This window comes from Anaerobacillus alkaliphilus (assembly GCF_004116265.1).
Classification (GTDB): Bacteria; Bacillota; Bacilli; order Bacillales; family Anaerobacillaceae; genus Anaerobacillus; species Anaerobacillus alkaliphilus.
The window spans coordinates 148627-165772 of sequence record NZ_QOUX01000037.1 but is presented as its reverse complement, the minus strand read 5'-3'; the positions used below and the strand labels follow the sequence as shown (position 1 = coordinate 165772).

13 protein-coding genes and 4 tRNA genes are annotated in these 17146 nt (G+C 37.0%); 1 reads left to right on the top strand and 16 read right to left on the bottom strand.

The window, feature by feature from the left end; all coding sequences use genetic code 11:
• Positions 1 to 104: 104 nt before the first annotated feature.
• From DS745_RS11770 to DS745_RS11740, 7 genes are all read right to left on the bottom strand, one after another.
• Positions 105 to 190: transfer RNA gene (locus tag DS745_RS11770), tRNA-Leu, on the bottom strand.
• A 37-nt stretch (positions 191 to 227) separates the two neighbouring features.
• A tRNA-Phe gene (locus tag DS745_RS11765) sits at positions 228 to 303 on the bottom strand.
• A 167-nt stretch (positions 304 to 470) separates the two neighbouring features.
• Positions 471 to 546 (bottom strand) — tRNA-Asp (locus DS745_RS11760).
• Positions 547 to 553: 7 nt separating this feature from the next.
• Positions 554 to 644, bottom strand: a tRNA-Ser gene (locus DS745_RS11755).
• 107 nt (positions 645 to 751) lie between these two features.
• Entirely contained in the window at positions 752 to 943 is a 192-nt protein-coding gene (locus DS745_RS11750) for an aspartyl-phosphate phosphatase Spo0E family protein (protein ID WP_241657798.1), read from the bottom strand.
• A 90-nt stretch (positions 944 to 1033) separates the two neighbouring features.
• Positions 1034 to 2761, bottom strand: a complete 1728-nt coding sequence (locus DS745_RS11745; RefSeq protein ID WP_129078429.1) for a phospho-sugar mutase — start codon at positions 2759 to 2761, stop codon at positions 1034 to 1036.
• A gap of 120 nt (positions 2762 to 2881) precedes the next feature.
• Positions 2882 to 4666: an ABC transporter substrate-binding protein gene (locus tag DS745_RS11740; protein WP_129078428.1), complete on the bottom strand. Its 1785-nt coding sequence runs from the start codon at positions 4664 to 4666 to the stop codon at positions 2882 to 2884.
• Between the two features lie 101 nt (positions 4667 to 4767).
• Between DS745_RS11740 and DS745_RS11735 the strand changes: the two genes are divergently transcribed.
• The gene (locus DS745_RS11735) at positions 4768 to 6027 is read left to right on the top strand and encodes an MDR family MFS transporter (RefSeq protein ID WP_129078427.1); all 1260 of its coding nucleotides are present in this window, start codon (positions 4768 to 4770) and stop codon (positions 6025 to 6027) included.
• A 20-nt stretch (positions 6028 to 6047) separates the two neighbouring features.
• Here the strand turns inward: DS745_RS11735 and DS745_RS11730 are convergent, their stop codons facing one another.
• The 9 genes from DS745_RS11730 to DS745_RS11690 all read right to left on the bottom strand — a co-directional run bounded on the left by DS745_RS11730 (position 6048) and on the right by DS745_RS11690 (position 17130).
• The gene (locus DS745_RS11730; RefSeq protein ID WP_129078426.1) at positions 6048 to 7730 is read right to left on the bottom strand and encodes a glycerol-3-phosphate dehydrogenase/oxidase; all 1683 of its coding nucleotides are present in this window, start codon (positions 7728 to 7730) and stop codon (positions 6048 to 6050) included.
• Between the two features lie 349 nt (positions 7731 to 8079).
• On the bottom strand, positions 8080 to 9579 hold the full coding sequence (gene glpK / locus DS745_RS11725) for a glycerol kinase GlpK (protein ID WP_129078425.1): 1500 nt from the start codon (positions 9577 to 9579) through the stop codon (positions 8080 to 8082).
• 265 nt (positions 9580 to 9844) lie between these two features.
• A complete protein-coding gene (locus DS745_RS11720; protein WP_129078424.1) occupies positions 9845 to 10390 on the bottom strand; it encodes a glycerol-3-phosphate responsive antiterminator in 546 nt (181 codons plus the stop codon).
• A gap of 60 nt (positions 10391 to 10450) precedes the next feature.
• Entirely contained in the window at positions 10451 to 10867 is a 417-nt protein-coding gene (locus DS745_RS11715) for a FixH family protein (RefSeq protein WP_161568245.1), read from the bottom strand.
• A 93-nt stretch (positions 10868 to 10960) separates the two neighbouring features.
• Complete coding sequence (locus DS745_RS11710; RefSeq protein WP_129078422.1) at positions 10961 to 12499, bottom strand: bifunctional GNAT family N-acetyltransferase/carbon-nitrogen hydrolase family protein; 1539 nt, start codon at positions 12497 to 12499, stop codon at positions 10961 to 10963.
• Between the two features lie 193 nt (positions 12500 to 12692).
• Positions 12693 to 13157: a chemotaxis protein CheX gene (locus DS745_RS11705; RefSeq protein ID WP_129078421.1), complete on the bottom strand. Its 465-nt coding sequence runs from the start codon at positions 13155 to 13157 to the stop codon at positions 12693 to 12695.
• Positions 13158 to 13579: 422 nt separating this feature from the next.
• Positions 13580 to 14542, bottom strand: a complete 963-nt coding sequence (locus DS745_RS11700; protein ID WP_129078420.1) for an ABC transporter permease — start codon at positions 14540 to 14542, stop codon at positions 13580 to 13582.
• Positions 14543 to 15604 (bottom strand): ABC transporter permease, encoded by a 1062-nt coding sequence (locus DS745_RS11695; RefSeq protein ID WP_129078419.1) that lies wholly within the window; start codon positions 15602 to 15604, stop codon positions 14543 to 14545.
• Positions 15601 to 17130, bottom strand: a complete 1530-nt coding sequence (locus DS745_RS11690; RefSeq protein ID WP_129078418.1) for an ABC transporter ATP-binding protein — start codon at positions 17128 to 17130, stop codon at positions 15601 to 15603. Before DS745_RS11690 ends, DS745_RS11695 begins: the two co-directional genes overlap by 4 nt.
• Between the last annotated feature and the right edge of the window lie 16 nt (positions 17131 to 17146).

The following is a 17146-nucleotide window of genomic DNA, read 5'->3' as shown; positions in this document are numbered from 1 at the left end:
AACTCGTAGTTATTCGAAGATGAGTTGCTCGTAGCTGAGCTAAGAGCGCATGTTTTTTATACTTAGAGGTTACAAAAACTTGGCTGCTGCCAAGTTAATTAGAGTACCGAGGGCCGGACTTGAACCGGCACGATAGTCACCTACCGCAGGATTTTAAGTCCTGTGTGTCTGCCAATTCCACCACCCCGGCATAATCAAAAACGGACTTCTAAGTATAATGTTAAAAATGGTGGCTCGGGACGGAATCGAACCGCCGACACGAGGATTTTCAGTCCTCTGCTCTACCGACTGAGCTACCGAGCCATTTTATCAGATTATCTTTATTTCATTATTACATATGAATCTGTGTCTCTTCCTCTACTAGTTATGCTCCGAAGCATGCTTCGTCGAGACAACTCGATGCTAATTCAAGGAAGTAATGCTCGTCGCTACCGAGCCATAATTCATAATTCGTAATTCATAATTGAAAATGGCGGACCCGACCGGGATCGAACCGGCGATCTCCTGCGTGACAGGCAGGCATGTTAACCGCTACACCACGGGTCCAAAAATATGGAGGAGGAAGAGGGATTCGAACCCCCGCGCCGCTTTCACGACCTATCGGTTTTCAAGACCGAACTCTTCAGCCACTTGAGTATTCCTCCGTGTTACTTAAAATATTTGTTTTTTAAAAATGTCAGTCACAAGAATATATACTACCAGCCTTCATGAAATTTGTCAACAAATGTTGAAAAAATAATTTAGATTTTTTTTATTTACTAGTTTCAACATACATTTCTTTGGGTTGTGTCATCATTCTGTAGTATTGGTTTAAAAGCTCGTCCAACTCTTGACTAATTTTAATTGTCACATTGGCACACAAGCCATAGCGATTGCTAGCTTCAATCATTTCCCTTCTTTTACTCTCTATATTACACCCTAACATCTGCCCTGTTGTAACCATCTCAGCTCACCTCTATTGTAGTGTCCAGGTTTTTTTAAGGGCGAGCACATAAATAAAATAATTTATGCGCTCGCAAAATTACAACTCAATCTAATTAATTTTCTCCATCACAGATGCTTTTAATTGATCTAAATGAGTTTCACTAGCTTCTAAAGAGTCACTAGTTGTTCCAAAGTAAAACTTAATCTTTGGTTCTGTTCCTGATGGTCGAACGCAGATCCATGATTGATCATCAAGAAGATATTTCAGAACATTTGACTTTGGAAGCGTAATTTCTTCTTTACTACCTGTTTCAATAAATATACGTTCCTGCAACAAATAATCCTCTACCGCAACTACTCGAGAACCAGCAAAATCGCTAGGCGGATTTTCTCTAAAAGAGGTAATGATTTCGTTCATTTTTTCGATGCCTGTTTTCCCTTTTAGTGTAATTGATTGTAGGCCTTCTAAGTAATAACCGTACTTTTCAAAAAGTTCCATTAATCCCTGATAAAGAGTTTTACCTTGAGATTTATAATAAGCAGTAAGTTCTGCCGCTAACAGAACGGCTTGTATAGCATCTTTGTCTCGCGCAAAGTCCTTTACTAGGTATCCATAGCTCTCTTCATAACCAAATAAGAAAGTCTTCTCACCTGACGTTTCGTATTCCCTAATTTTCTCACCGATAAACTTAAATCCTGTTAAGGTATCTAATGCTGATAAACCATATGCTTCAGCAATAATTCTACCAAGCTCCGAAGTTACAATTGTTTTAATTACAATACCATTGGCCGGAAGAGTCCCTGCCTTTTGCTGCTGCGAAAGCAAATATTCAACCATTAAGGCGCCTGTTTGATTTCCTGTAAGAACCACATATTCACCTTTGTCATCCTTTACTGCAACACCAACTCGGTCAGCATCTGGGTCTGTGGCAATAAGTACATCTGCATCAAACTCTAATCCGTATTTAATGGCCATTTCAAAAGCAGAATGCTCTTCGGGGTTAGGCGATGCAACTGTTGTAAATTTCGGGTCAGGAATAGCTTGTTCTTCAATAATTTGATAATTTGTAAAGCCAACAGCCTCAAATCCTCGTTGAACAGGTAATGTTGCTGTTCCGTGAAGTGGGGTAAAGACAATCTTCACCTCTTGACCAAACGTACTCACTAATTCTTTATTTACAATTACAGTCTTTAACTGTTCGACATAAGCGTCATCTATCTCTTCTTCAATCATCACAAGCAAACCGTTTTCTAGTAGTGCTTCTTTCTCAGCAACTTCTATTAACAACTCATTTTCAACCTCATTTACCTTGTCTACTAGTAACTCAGCTGCATCCGGAGTTAATTGAGCACCATCATCTCCGTAAACCTTAAAGCCATTATATTCTGGTGGATTGTGACTTGCAGTGATCACGATACCAGAAAACGCGTTTAAATAGCGAACCGCAAATGAAAGTTCTGGTGTAGGGCGTAATCTTTTAAAAAGGTAAGTTTTGATCCCAAGTTTCCCTAAAGTCAACGCCGATTCTAACGCGAATTCCTGCGATTTAAAACGGTTGTCATATGCTATGGCAACACCTCTTTGAATCGCGTCATCACCATGAGCAAGAATGAATTGAGCCAATCCTAGGGCTGCCTTACGAATAGTATATACGTTCATTCGATTTGTCCCAGGACCAATTTCACCTCTCATTCCACCCGTACCGAACTCTAAATTTTTATAGAAACAGTCTTCTAGCAACTGTTCATTTTCATTTATTTTTTGTAACTGTTCATGTAATTCCTGGTCAAGTTTTTCATAATTGACCCATGTTTCATATGTATTCTTCCAATCCATTTATGCACTCCCTCACTTCTATGTACTTTTTGCTACATCCTATATTTTATCAATAAAGTCCCTACAAGATGAAATAATTCCTTCGACAATAATGTTGGTTATTCAACATCTCCGCTCGAATTAAGGGATATATATGGAACATTTGAATACATCATTTTGGTCTTCTTTTTCCCGCTTAATCCATAGTTGTCGAAAATCGGGCATTCCAAACCCTGATAATTCAACTCCTTTTAACGACTTATGATACCTTTGTTCCTCTACTGTATGGTACGTTAAAATAACAATAGCCTCTCTTAAAAGCCACTCCTCAATGTTTAGCAGGTTATTTAGTCGTTCATTTGGTTCTATTGTTGACTGAACTTCTTTTAATAGTGCATCTATTCTATTACGAAGTTTTTGATTCAACCCAAACCGAAGCAGACTATTCTCACTCTTGAATAATAGATATAAACTCAACAGTTGATTTTCATCAAAGGTTTCTCCACAATAAAATGCGTCATACTTGCTCATTTCACTAGGGTTGTAAATAGTTTCTAATGGGATCTGGTGAATAGTAAGAGAAATCCCTATCCTCTCACAATTGGACTTTAGCCAATTCATGTCCTCAATAGCTTCCTTACTTTCAAATGTAGCTACTTCAATAGTCTCACCGTTGTAATTACTTAATTTTAGATTATCTAAAGCTTTCTCATTACTAGAAATAATGTCAGCGTCAAGTTCACTTTTATTTACAAGAAAGCTCTTTGCTACCATACCCCTCGGATAGCCTAACTGCTCAACAAGTTCAGATTGATTGAGAACCAGTTCAATAGCCTTCCGAAAATAAAGATTATGATGAATTCCAACCTTATTAAAGTTAAAGATCAGAAAATAGCTACCTAACTCGTTAAAAACTTTCGTTTCGTTATTTTCCTGATCTTTTGTAAGGAAGCTATCCGAAATTGTTTCTGGAACATAACAAATTTCTATTTGATCTAAAAATGGCCTGCCTAAAAAGTGATTGTGATTTGCCTCTAACACTAAAAAACAGTCATCACGTTTTGCAATACTGAACGGACCAGTACCTATTGATTTAAGCTCGATGTTTACGTCGTATGGAATAATCGAAGAATAAAAACAACTGAGTAAATCAAGGAATAGATGATTTTCGTACTTCAAGATAAATTGAATAGTTATTTCGTCAATAATCTCAACTTTTTCTATTACATCAAAAAGACCTGATGTTGGTATAGTTTTATCTGTCATTAAGCGATGAAATGTAAACTGAACATCTTCTGCAGTTAGCTTTCGTCCATGGTGAAAAAGGATACCCTTTCTCAAATAGAATGTCCATTCTATTCCATGTTTTTGCTCCCAAGCCATTGCAATTTTCGGCTGGAACGTTCCGCTTTTATTGTCTAGACATATCAGAGTGTCAAATACTTGGGAAACAATGTGCGCTTCATGAACGATAGCAACTTTTTGCGGATCTAGTGTAAATACCTTAGTATCTGTAGGGATCCTCAAGACATCTTGCCTCTTATTTTCCTTAAAGGTAGAAGTAAAGCCAAAATGATCCTGAAATAGGTTTAGAAGGACTGCTTTTATTTCAGATGGAAATTTGTACGTTGTTATAAATAAATATGCCTCTTCTATTTTGTTATCTAGAATTAGTCTGTTTACATTCATGACTGAAACTTCGTGTAACGATAAATGAAACAATAATGTCGATTGTTTCCCTCGCCCCTTTTTTGGATACCAGGTGATCCACCCATTCTCTGTCATTTTCTTTATAATAAAGTTCGTATTTCTCTCTGTACAAGCTAATTTATCCGCGATATATGGAATTGTTGTAAGTACTTCCTCATTTTCCTGTGTTGTAAGAAAAGTTAATCGCAAGGTAACAAAGTGTTCTAAAACGTTCATTGTTCTCTCCTTAAAATACGAAATTAATATCTTGTATTTTCAGTTTTTCTTCATGTTTTCCTTGATTATAATTTAAGGAGCAGAAAGAAGGTAGAGAAAAAATGAGTTTTAGAAACTTACAAACTACGATCAAAATTAGACTATTTACAGATTTTATTACTGATTTGTCACAGATGGCAATTTTTCCATTTATGGCCATCTACTTCTCCATCCAAGTGGGCCAGGGAATGGCTGGAATAATGCTAGCAGTTAACATCCTTTGTTCTATTGTAGCGGGTCTCTTTTCTGGTTATTTGGCTGATCAATTAGGACGAAAGAAAGTAATGATCTTTGCACTTATTATTCAGGTTGCAGCATTAGTTATCATGGCATTGGTTAATTCACCTTGGTTTGTTTCAGTTTGGATTACTTATCTTATGTTCCTAATTAGCAATGTAAGCTCAGGCATTATAAATCCTGCTGCAAGTGCCATGATTATCGATTGTAGTAAGGAAGAAGAACGTCCTTATATTTATGGATTACAGTATTGGTCAGGCAACATTGCTATTTCTATCGGAGTCATCATCGGAGCCATTTTCTTTGAGAGCAGTCGTTTCCTTTTGTTTTTTGCCTTTGCTTTAATTAGTTTATTTACCTTAATCATTATTGTTTTCTTTATTAATGAAACTATGAAACCAGTTACCTTAGTAAAAGACACTAGCAATCCGCCACTAAACAAAAATATTTTTACTAACTATTGGAGTGTAGTGAACGATTACCGATTTATGTTGTTTGTAATCGGAACGGTTTTTATCTTTTCCTTGGAATTTCAGTTAGATAAGTATATAGCCGTTCGTTTAAAAGAAGAGTTCCAAACCATGATATTCGGGTATGAAATTGGTGGTATCCAAATGTTTAGTTTTATTCTGCTAACAAATACTCTTATTGTAGTAGTTGCTACTCTTCACCTTACGAAATGGATTAGTAAATGGAATCACAAGCTCATCCTAACAATTGGCCTATTGATATATTCTTTAAGCTTCAGTACGCTAGCATTTAGTAACAGTCTAACTATTTTAATGTTAGCTGCATTACTATTTACCCTAGGTGAACTCATGTATTCACCGATAAGGCAAACACTGCTTGCCGGTATTATTCCTGAACAGTCCCGAGCTTCATATATGGCTGTGGATAATCTAGCACTTAATGTTGCTATGTTGTTAGGCAGTTTAGGTCTTACCCTTGGTGCCTATTTATCTTCTACTGGCATGGGCTTGGTATATTTAACATTGGGAATAGGAGGCCTATTTTGCTTTCGATTTGCTTTGGCAAAAAAGGAGCAATTAGCCGTAATAACTAACAAAGAAAGACACCTGGGTTAACAAAGGTGTCTTTCTTACATTTAGATAATCTGCTTCTTAAGCTCAACAACTTCATCAACTGGAATTGTTGCATGTTCAATCTCAGTTTCCAATTGTTTTCTATGGTAATTGGCTTCTTCAAGAGACCACTGAAAACACTGTTTCATATATTTAAGTACCGGTTCTTTCCAAGTTCTGACCCAAGCAATATTAAAGAATATTGCACTAGTACGGCGGTTAAAAAAGTCTACAGGTGTCGCCACCATCTCTTCTTCAATTCCATATCTTAGTGAGGCCAATAATGAGCTTGGTAAACCGTATCGATTGGCTTCTTCACCGATTGTGGAGATAATTTCATAAATCCTAGACACATTCGTCCCATAAAGTTTTGCTAATCTGTAAGCTTCTTCTTCTTCTAACCCTAGTTTCATCCCTTCCTTTGTCTTACCTTCTAGGAATGCCGGTAAATGAATTGAACCTCCCATATCCCCACCTGACAACGTGACCCTATCAGTTTGACAACGTTCTTTCACACCTAGATCACGACAGACTATATCTACAATTCTTTCTGCCATTTTACGGTACCCGGTCAATTTTCCACCAGCGATAGATATTAGACCGCTATCAGAAAAGAAAATTTCGTCTTTTCTTGAAATTTCTGAAGCACTTTTTCCTTCCTCATGAATTAACGGACGTAATCCTGTCCAGCAAGATTCAATATCTTTAACAGTAAGCTTCACCTCTGGAAACATATAATTGACTGCATCAATAATGTAATCGCGGTCGGCAACAGTCATTCTTGGATGAGTAATGTCATCTTTATAATACGTATCAGTCGTACCTACATACGTTTTTCCGTCTCTTGGAATCGCAAAGCACATTCTTCCATCGCTTTCTGTATCAAAATAAACGGCTTGCTTTAAAGGAAAACGAGTTCCGTCAATAACTATATGAACTCCTTTAGTTAAATATAAATACTTTCCTTTTTTCGAGTTATCTTGCTCCCTTAGCGTATCCACCCATGGCCCCGTTGCATTAACAATTTTCTTAGCCCTAATGATTGTTTGCTCTCTAGTTAATTGGTCAATAACTTTCACACCTATAACTTTTTTATTCTCGTCGTAAATGAAACCATCTACCTTAGCATAATTAACTGCTAAGGCACCTCGAACTACTGCTTCTTTCATCACTTCAAGTGTTAATCTAGCATCATCCGTTTTGTATTCAACATAAACACCACTACCTTTTAGCTTATCCTTTCGAAGTAATGGTTCTTTCTCTAAGGTGCGAGTTCTATTCAGCATATAGCGGCGTTCTGATCTTTTAACTCCTGCCAGAAAATCATAAACTTTTAATCCTAGCGAGGTTGTAAATCTTCCGAAAGTCCCACCCTCTATTAGGGGCAATAGCATCCATTCAGGGTTAGTGACATGGGGGGCATTCTCATAAACGATGGCACGTTCTTTTCCTACCTCTGCAACCAACTTCACTTCGAACTGCTTTAAATACCGTAACCCGCCGTGGACCAGTTTAGTAGATCGACTAGACGTTCCTGCCCCAAAGTCTTGCATCTCAATTAAACCCGTTTTTAAGCCCCGAACTTGGGAATCTAATGCAATACCGGCACCAGTTATCCCTCCACCGATAACGAGAAGATCTAATTGCTCAGTACTCATTTGTTGAAGATAACTACTGCGTTCTAAACTTGAAAACAACCTACCCATTTACCAACACTCCTTCTTTTTTAAAGGCTCTTTTCGTATACATTGTGGCTTTTCTATCCTAAAATTATCGGAAAAATACCCTAGATGAAGATATCAGCCAATAAATTATGTAAGAAAAGAGCATTACTTACTAAATTAGTGGTGAATTCTTAGTAATATGTGTAAAAATCCGGCTTTTGGGATTTTTACGAAAGTAACAATCTTTTCGAAAACAGCCTTTTTAAAAGAATACAAAAAGACCACAACAGCTCTATTGCTATTTACAATAGAGTGTTGTGGTCTCTCCGTTTCTCCGACCGATTGATTAACTTAGTAATAGTATATCATGATCACGGCATTATTGTTACTATTATTTAACTTTAAAAGTGATTGTTGCCTCTACAGCTTTTTTCCACTCACTATAAAGTCTTTCTTGTTCGTCTTTCTTCATTTCTACTTCAAACGTTCGATCAATTTTCCATTGATTTTCAATTTCATTCCGATTTTCCCAGAAATTAACGGCAAGACCAGCTAAGTAAGCTGCGCCTAAAGCAGTTGTTTCGTTTATTATTGGCCGTTGGACTGGTACTCCTAGCATGTCACTTTGGAACTGCATGAGGAAGTTATTTGCGACAGCGCCTCCATCAACTCGTAGTGTCTTTAACTGTATACCTGAGTCTGCTTCCATTGCTGTAAGGACATCTTTTGTTTGATAGGCTAGTGATTCTAGTGTAGCACGGATAAAGTGTTCTTTTTCTGTTCCACGAGTAAGTCCAAATATAGCTCCACGAACCTCACTTTCCCAATAAGGTGTTCCAAGACCAACGAAAGCAGGGACCATATAAACTCCATCAGTTGATGAAACGGCTTGCGCATACTTTTCACTATCTGCAGCAAATTTAATCATCCTTAAACCATCTCGGAGCCACTGTATAGCTGATCCAGCAACAAAAATACTTCCTTCCAGGGCATACTCGACCTTTCCGTCTATTCCCCATGCTATTGTAGTTAATAAACCATGCTCGGATTTCACAGCATTTGCTCCAGTATTCATGAGCATAAAACAACCTGTACCGTAGGTGTTTTTCGCCATTCCCTCTTGAAAGCATGCTTGACCGAATAATGCGGCTTGCTGATCACCAGCTACACCCGAAATTGGAACTTCCTCACCAAAGAAAAGCTCGGCAACAGTCTCCCCATAGACTTCTGAGGAAGGCCGTACATCTGGTAACATAACCTTTGGTATCGTAAGTATTTCGAGTAATTCTTCATCCCATTTTAAATCATAAATGTTATACATTAGTGTACGTGAAGCGTTTGAATAATCTGTTACATGGACCTTCCCACCTGTAAGCTTCCAAATTAGCCATGTATCAATTGTCCCAAACAATAGCTCTCCTTTTTCAGCTTTCTCACGAACCCCATCTACATTATCTAAAATCCATTTCACCTTTGTTCCTGAGAAGTAGGCATCAATTAGCAATCCCGTTTTGTTACGGAAAATTTCGTTATAACCTTTCTCTTTTAACTCTTCACAAATATCTAAAGTTTGACGAGACTGCCAGACAATCGCATGGTAGACGGGATGTCCTGTTTCTTTATCCCAGACAACAGTTGTTTCGCGTTGATTTGTTATACCAATGCTAGCAATTTCATTTGGCTTACTTTCAGACTTTGTCAAAAGCTCTGCTATAACGGCTAAAATTGAACCCCAGATTTCATTGGCATTATGCTCTACCCAACCAGGTCTAGGAAATATCTGAGTAAATTCCTTTTGAGCTGTTGCCACGATTTCGCCAGCTTTATTAAAAAGAATCGCTCTCGAACTAGTTGTACCTTGGTCTAATGAAAGAATATACTTTTTTTCCATTATAAACCTCCATATCATGTGATAAGAAAAAAGAGATCAAAAACGACCTATCTAGTTTTCTACTAGAAAAGCATTGGTTTCCGATCTCTTAAACGTTATACTACATATTTCCATTAAATCATCTAGTGAAAATCCAGTCAATGAAATTCATGCGTTGTTAGATACCAATGAAAGTTCACTTTCATCAACTGAGATGAAAATAGTTACTGAAGGATATCTATATAGAAAGTGAACTTTCCTGTTAGAGGCTTTTAAATGAAGATACCTAGCTCCATAACTCTGCTCGAGATGTCGTTACAGCAGTAGCCCCGGCTTGCAAAGCCTCTTTAACTTCACGTTTTTCCCTTATTAAACCACCAGCAACAATTGGAATACCTGTTTTTTCATAAACCTCACGAATAATGTGTGGCATGACACCGGGCAATACTTCGATAAAATCAGGCTGAGTCGTTTCAAGTAGTTTATAGCTTGATTCAAGTGCTATCGAATCTAATAGGAATAATCGCTGAATGGAGATTAGCTTATGCTTCTTTGCAGTTAATACAACACTTTTTCTCGTAGAGATTAATCCCGCTGGTCTAATGTCGTGACAGAGAAACTGAGCTGCATACTCATCATTTCGTAGTCCTTGAACTAAGTCAGCATGGAGTAATACCTTCTTACCATTGTTTTTAGCCAACTGGACAAGGCTTTTCAGTTGACCAATATGGCTATTTAACAACACTATGTAGGTAAATTCACTTTTGAACAAGCTTTCAATATCCTTTATGCTACGAACAGCTGGTAAAACACTTTGGCCGTTAAAATTCAACAAATCCACCGCCCTACACAAAACTTCCCCTTTACTTTAACATACCGGTACAAAAATACGTTACTTTTCTACAAGTAAATCAAAAGGTTTTGAAATTTTACTAAGGCCCTTCTTGAGCAAAATTGCTACTTCCCATTCCCCGTGATGAAAAAACTGCAAATCTGTTTCATACAAACCGTCTTCTATATGGACGAATTTACGATTTAATGTTTCTGTTTTATATAGTTTTGAAGTAAGTTTTATTTCGACTTTCACATTCTCAACAGGTGTATGATTTTTATCGTAAACAAGTACCTGAAAGATCGTTCGATCCCCTTGTTTTATTGGTGGATTTTTTGAATGAAGTTCAACTGTTAAGTCTTCTAAATGATCTATCTGAGAGGTGAAATAGTAGTTAGCCGCAGAAAGTATAAAAAATGCTGCAACAATTATTAGTATCGACTTTATTATGGTATTTTTTTCAACTATCACTTTCATTACGTTCAGCCCCTTGTCATCAACTACTAGCATGAACGTAAAATTTACGAGTTAAACCTTAAAAAACAGAAAAACTCGCAGAATTGCGAGTTTTTATTTATATTTATAATTAATTTCATATAAATCTCTACGACGATCTTTTAGTTGAGTAACATTTCCTGATTTACGATGTCTTCTGAGTATTTCTAAATCAACATCACCAACAACGACTGTTTCGATATTTGCTGGACACTCCCCTTCAATTCCATCTCTAGGGAACGTAAAATCAGAAGGCGTAAAGATTGCTGATTGCGCATATTGAATATCCATATTTTCCGCCTCAGATAAGTTTCCAACTGTCCCTGCAATCACCACGTAAACCTGATTTTCAATCGCCCGAGCTTGCGCACAATATTTTACCCGTAAAAACCCTTGGCGTTCATCCGTACAAAATGGCGTAAAGATAATATTTGCACCTTTATCTGTTGCAATACGACCTAATTCAGGGAATTCAATATCATAACAAATCTGGATGGCAATTTTGCCACAGTCTGTATCAAATACCTTTACTTCATCGCCACCAGTAATTCCCCAGTATTTCTTTTCGTTTGGTGTGATATGTATTTTATATTGTTTTTCTATTGTCCCATCTCTTCTAAATAAATAGGCAATATTATAAATTTTCCCTTCTTCTTCTACAAAGTGCGACCCACCAATAATATTGACATTATATTTTACAGCAAGACCTGTGAATAAAGAGATATATTGTTCCGTAAATGTTGTTAACTTACGAATTGATTGACTTGTTGATTTTTCCTCGATGAATGATAATAATTGGGTTGTAAAGATTTCCGGAAATACGGCAAAATCAGATTGATAGCTTGAAGCCACATCCACGTAAAACTCACACTGCTTTGCAAAGTCAGTAAACGCGTCTATTTTTTTCATCATATACTGAATAGCGCAAACACGGACGGGGAACGATGTTTTAAAATGACGTTTTGATTTCGGTTGATAATCAACATTGTTCCATTCCATTAAGGTGGCATATTTCATCGAAGCTGTGTCATCTTCTAAGTAATTTTTGTTTATTCTCTTTAGAGTAAATCCATTCATCACCTGAAACGTTAACACTGGATCATAGATATTATGATGGGTAACTTCTTCAACATATTGTCTAGGAGTTAATGTGTCTGAATGTTTATAATAATTAGGTATTCGACCACCAATAATGATACTCTTAAGATTTAAGTTTCTTGCTAAATCTTTTCTTGCCTCATACAATCTTTTGCCAATTTTCATTCTGCGAAACTCAGGATGAACCATTACTTCCATCCCATATAGATTATATCCCTCAGGATCATGGTTTGTGATATATCCATTGTCCGTAATTTCATCCCACGTGTGCTGATCATCATATTCGTCAAAATTTACGATTAAACTTGAGCATGAACCAATTATCTTCCCTTCGTATTCCACACAAAATTGACCTTCTGGAAAGATGTCTAAATGACTTTCAAGCTGATCGAGTTTCCAAGGATCCATATTTGGAAAACATATCTGTTGAAGCTGCAATATATCTTGGAAATCTGTTTTTGTTATATTACGAATTTCTATTTTTTTCTCGTACTTTGAAACATCTATTTCCTTCATCAGCAGAACTCCCTTCCGATTGATCTCAAAATTGTTCTTAGTAATAATGTAAACATAAAACATCAGTCTATCCAATTTATTACCCTTCTACTTTGTCCATTCAAACTCTTCATTTACAAAAATAAATTTCACCATAGTATATATTAAAAAAACGTATCGATTTTCATTCCGAAAATCAATACGTTTTTACATTTTATGCTGCTTCTTCTTTTACAGATATATGAACATCAATTAAACCAATTTTGGTTTCCAATGGAACAGTAATAAATAATTTATTTGATCTAAAACTTGAAGAGCCTTCGTTAATGATAGGTGGGGTAACATCAATAATCACATTTTCTTTGGAAAGTTCTGTTGCTGTAGTTCCAGCTACCCAGTTGCCAAATTCCTGAATCGCACTCCAGCCCATTTCGTCTAACTCTTCAATGATCATTCCACCCATCATGATGCCGACAATGTTTTTTGCGGTTTGTTCATCAATAGAGCATATGATTTGACCATTTAATTGTCCGTTAATACCTAATATTACAGATACCTGATTAGATGGTACAGCCGTTTGTTGTACTCGTGGTTTTAGTGGTTTAACTTCTACACCAAAATGATTAACAAGTATATTCTCAGTTGCTCGGCATATCGCATTAACATGTTTTGCATTCATAGTTATCCCTCACTTCTACACCACTAAATACCTTATTCGGAATTAATGATATTATGTTTTATTATATAGAAAAAAGCGAGAAATTTGTAGAAAAATATTTAAAAACTACTCAGATGCTTTTTTCTATACATCACTGTTCTTGAGACATTTCTATTAGTTTTCCCTCAAAAGAGCGTTTTTTATGGCTAGATACCATTTAAAATTTTTTTTACTAAGTCTAATTTGATTTTCAATTCTCTACCACAAAATTTAATACACCGAAGAAAATATCATGACTTTTGTAGCAGATTATTGTATATTTCTCATTTTACCTCTATTTAAATACTCACGCATAAGAAAATAGAACTATTCTTAGTGTCTAATCGACATTTTTTTTATTTTTGTTGAAAAACAAACAAAAAAACCGCCATTGGCGGCTTTTCTTATCTACTACCTTTTTCATATGGTTTACCAATTGCCTTTGGTGCTTCTGCTTTGCCTACAAAACCGGCTAAAGCCAATATTGTTAAAACATATGGAGCAATTAATAAATATACTTGTGGAACGTTTTGAAGAAACGGTATTGCTTGACCAGTAATACTAAGTGACTGTGCTAAACCAAAAAATAAAGCGGCACCTAGCGCACCTAGCGGGTGCCATTTACCAAAAATTAAGGCTGCTAATGCCATAAATCCTTGACCGGCTATCGTGTTCCCTGCAAAATTTCCTGCAGTGGTTAAGGCAAACACCGCACCACCTATCCCTGCAAATGCACCACTTAGCATTACACCGATATAACGCATCTTATTTACCTTAATTCCCATGGTATCAGCTGCCATTGGATGCTCTCCAACAGAACGAAGTCTCAATCCAAACGGTGTGTAAAAAACAACATACCATGCAACAATTGCTGCTGCAATAGCTAGAAATGAGGTATAGTAAACTCTCTGGAAAAACAGTGGACCTAACAACGGTAGATCTTGTAATAACGGAATGTTTTCTCGAGAAATCCGATACGTTACGTAATCAGTTTGACCTTTGCCAAATATATTTCGTACCATAAAGACAGTTAGACCAACTGCCAAAAAGTTTAGTGCCACCCCACTAACAATCTGATCTGCCTTAAGTGTAATAGAGGCAACAGCGTGAAAGAGAGAAAATAATGCACCAACCAATACGGCGGCAATGAGAGATAGCCAAGGTGACCAAGCCCCAAAGCCAAGACCTTCTAAATATAAAGTTGTTACAATTCCAGTAAATGCTCCAATAACCATTAGCCCTTCTAGGCCAATATTTACAACACCCGAGCGTTCACTAAATAACCCACCCAAAGCAGTAAAAATTAGTGGTGCTGCTAGAAAGACAGTTGCTGGAACTACTAAGGCTAAAATATCCATCCAACTCATTTATTTGCCCTCCTTTTGGAGCCGGTTAATAACGAGTCTTATTAAATAGCTAGAAGCTACGAAGAAGATAATTAACGCAATCACAATGCTCACTAGTTCAGGTGGAATACCTGCCTGAGATTGCATATTTGGAGCTCCTACAGTTAATCCACCAAATAATGCAGCAGCTAAAAAAACACCGATCGAAGTATTTGCCCCAAGTAAGGCAACCGCAATCCCATTAAACCCTACACCTGTGAATCCTGCTAAAATAGACATATATCCATACGTTCCTAACCCTTCCATCGCTCCAGCCAAGCCGGCAAACCCACCAGAAATAACCATTGCTAATATTACATTTCTATTTACATTCATGCCAGCATATTGAGACGCATGTTTATTGTAACCAACTGCACGTAACTCAAAGCCTAATGTTGTTTTCCATAAGATAAACCATAGGATTAGGCAAGCAAAAATTGCAATAAAAAATCCATAATGCAATCGCGAAAAGTCTGTAATTGATTGTAAAAACGGTGATGCAAGAGATGCTGATGATGAAATTCTCTCTGTTCTCTCACCAGGAGCTAATAGATAGGTTCGGATAAGGTAATTACTTACATATAGAGCCACGTAATTCATCATAATAGTTACAATGACTTCATGTACATAGAACCTAGCTTTTAAGAAACCTGGGATAAATCCCCATAAAGCACCCGCTAAGGCTCCTGCTAAAATTGCTAAAGGTAAATGTATAATGGCAGGTGCATCAACTAAAATACCGACTGCTACTGAAGCTAGCCATCCTACAATTAATTGTCCTTCAACACCAATGTTAAACAAACCAGTACGAAACGCGAAAGCTACTGCTAAACCGGCTAGAATGAGTGGGGTCATCATTCTCAACATTTCACCAAAGTAATAAACGTCACCAAAGACTCCGGATAGAAGAGCTGAATACCCTACAAATGGGTTTTGACCGATGAAAAGCATGATGATGGCCCCAACAATAATCCCTAAGAAAACCGAGATTAAAGGTATAAGTATATTTGTTACTTTTCCTTTGTTTAACCACTTATGGATCATTGAATTTCACCTACTCTCTCACTCTTCCCACCAGCCATAAGAAGACCTAATTCTTTCTCATCTGTTTGCTCTGGATCAACAATGGCTACAATTTTCCCTTCGTAAATTACCGCAATACGATCACTAACATTTAACACTTCATCTAATTCTAATGAGACTAGTAACACTGCTCGTCCTTTATCACGTTCTTCAATTAACTTCCGATGAATAAACTCGATAGCTCCAACATCTAATCCACGGGTAGGTTGTGCAGCAATTAGTAGTTCTGGTGAACGGTCTACTTCTCTTGCAATGATCGCTTTTTGCTGGTTTCCTCCAGATAACGCACGAGCTAAAGTTTGTTCACTAGGTGTTCGGACGTCATACTCTTCAATAAGCTTCTTTGACTTTTCTTGAATTGCCGGAAAATTTAGGATCTTACGTTTGGAGTATGGTTCTTGATAATAGGTTTGTAACACAATGTTTTCTGCAACTGAAAAATCTAGTACTAACCCATGCTTATGGCGATCTTGAGGAATATGGCCAACCCCTGCTTCAGTTACTTTTCTTGTTTTTAGTTTTGTTAAGTCTTTGCCATTAAGAGTGATTGAACCACTCTCAATTTTTCGTAGACCAGTAATCGCTTCAATTAATTCTGATTGACCATTTCCATCTACTCCGGCTATTCCTACTATTTCTCCAGCCTTAACTTCTAAATTTAATGAGTTAACAACCGGTACTTTACGAACATCACGAACAACTAGATCATTAACGGCGAGTACCGCATGTTTTGGCTGAGCCTTCACTCGTTCTACTGTAAAATTAACCTCACGTCCAACCATCATGGCTGCAAGAGCATCTGGATTCGTATCTTTCACTTCAACAGTACCAATCCCTTTTCCACGACGAATAACGGTACAGCGGTCACAAACAGACATAATTTCTTTTAATTTATGTGTAATAAGGATGATTGACTTTCCTTCTTTGACTAGGGCTTTCATTATTTGAATTAGTTCATTAATCTCTTGTGGTGTTAAGGCTGCTGTTGGTTCATCAAAAATCAAGATTTCCGCACCACGGTATAAAGTTTTTATGATTTCAACACGTTGTTGCATTCCTACCGAAATGTCTTCAATTTTAGACCTTGGATCTACCTTAAGACCATATTTTTCAGAGAGTTCTAAAACATCCTTCTCTGCTTTTTTTAAATTAATTCTTCCCGCTATTGTTGGTTCCATGCCTAAGATGATATTTTCAGCTACAGTAAAGTTTTCTACGAGCATAAAGTGCTGATGTACCATTCCTATCCCCAAACGATTCGCTACGTTTGGATCCGTGATAGCTACCTTTTCTCCACGGACTTTGATCTCACCTTGGTCAGGTTGGTACAGTCCAAATAAGATATTCATTAAAGTAGACTTCCCAGCCCCATTTTCTCCCAGAAGTGCGTGAATCTCACCTTGACGTAGCTGGAGTGTAATGTTATCGTTTGCAACAATTCCAGGAAACTCTTTCCGGATATTATTCATTTCTATTACGTAATCCAAAGGTAAACACTCCTAA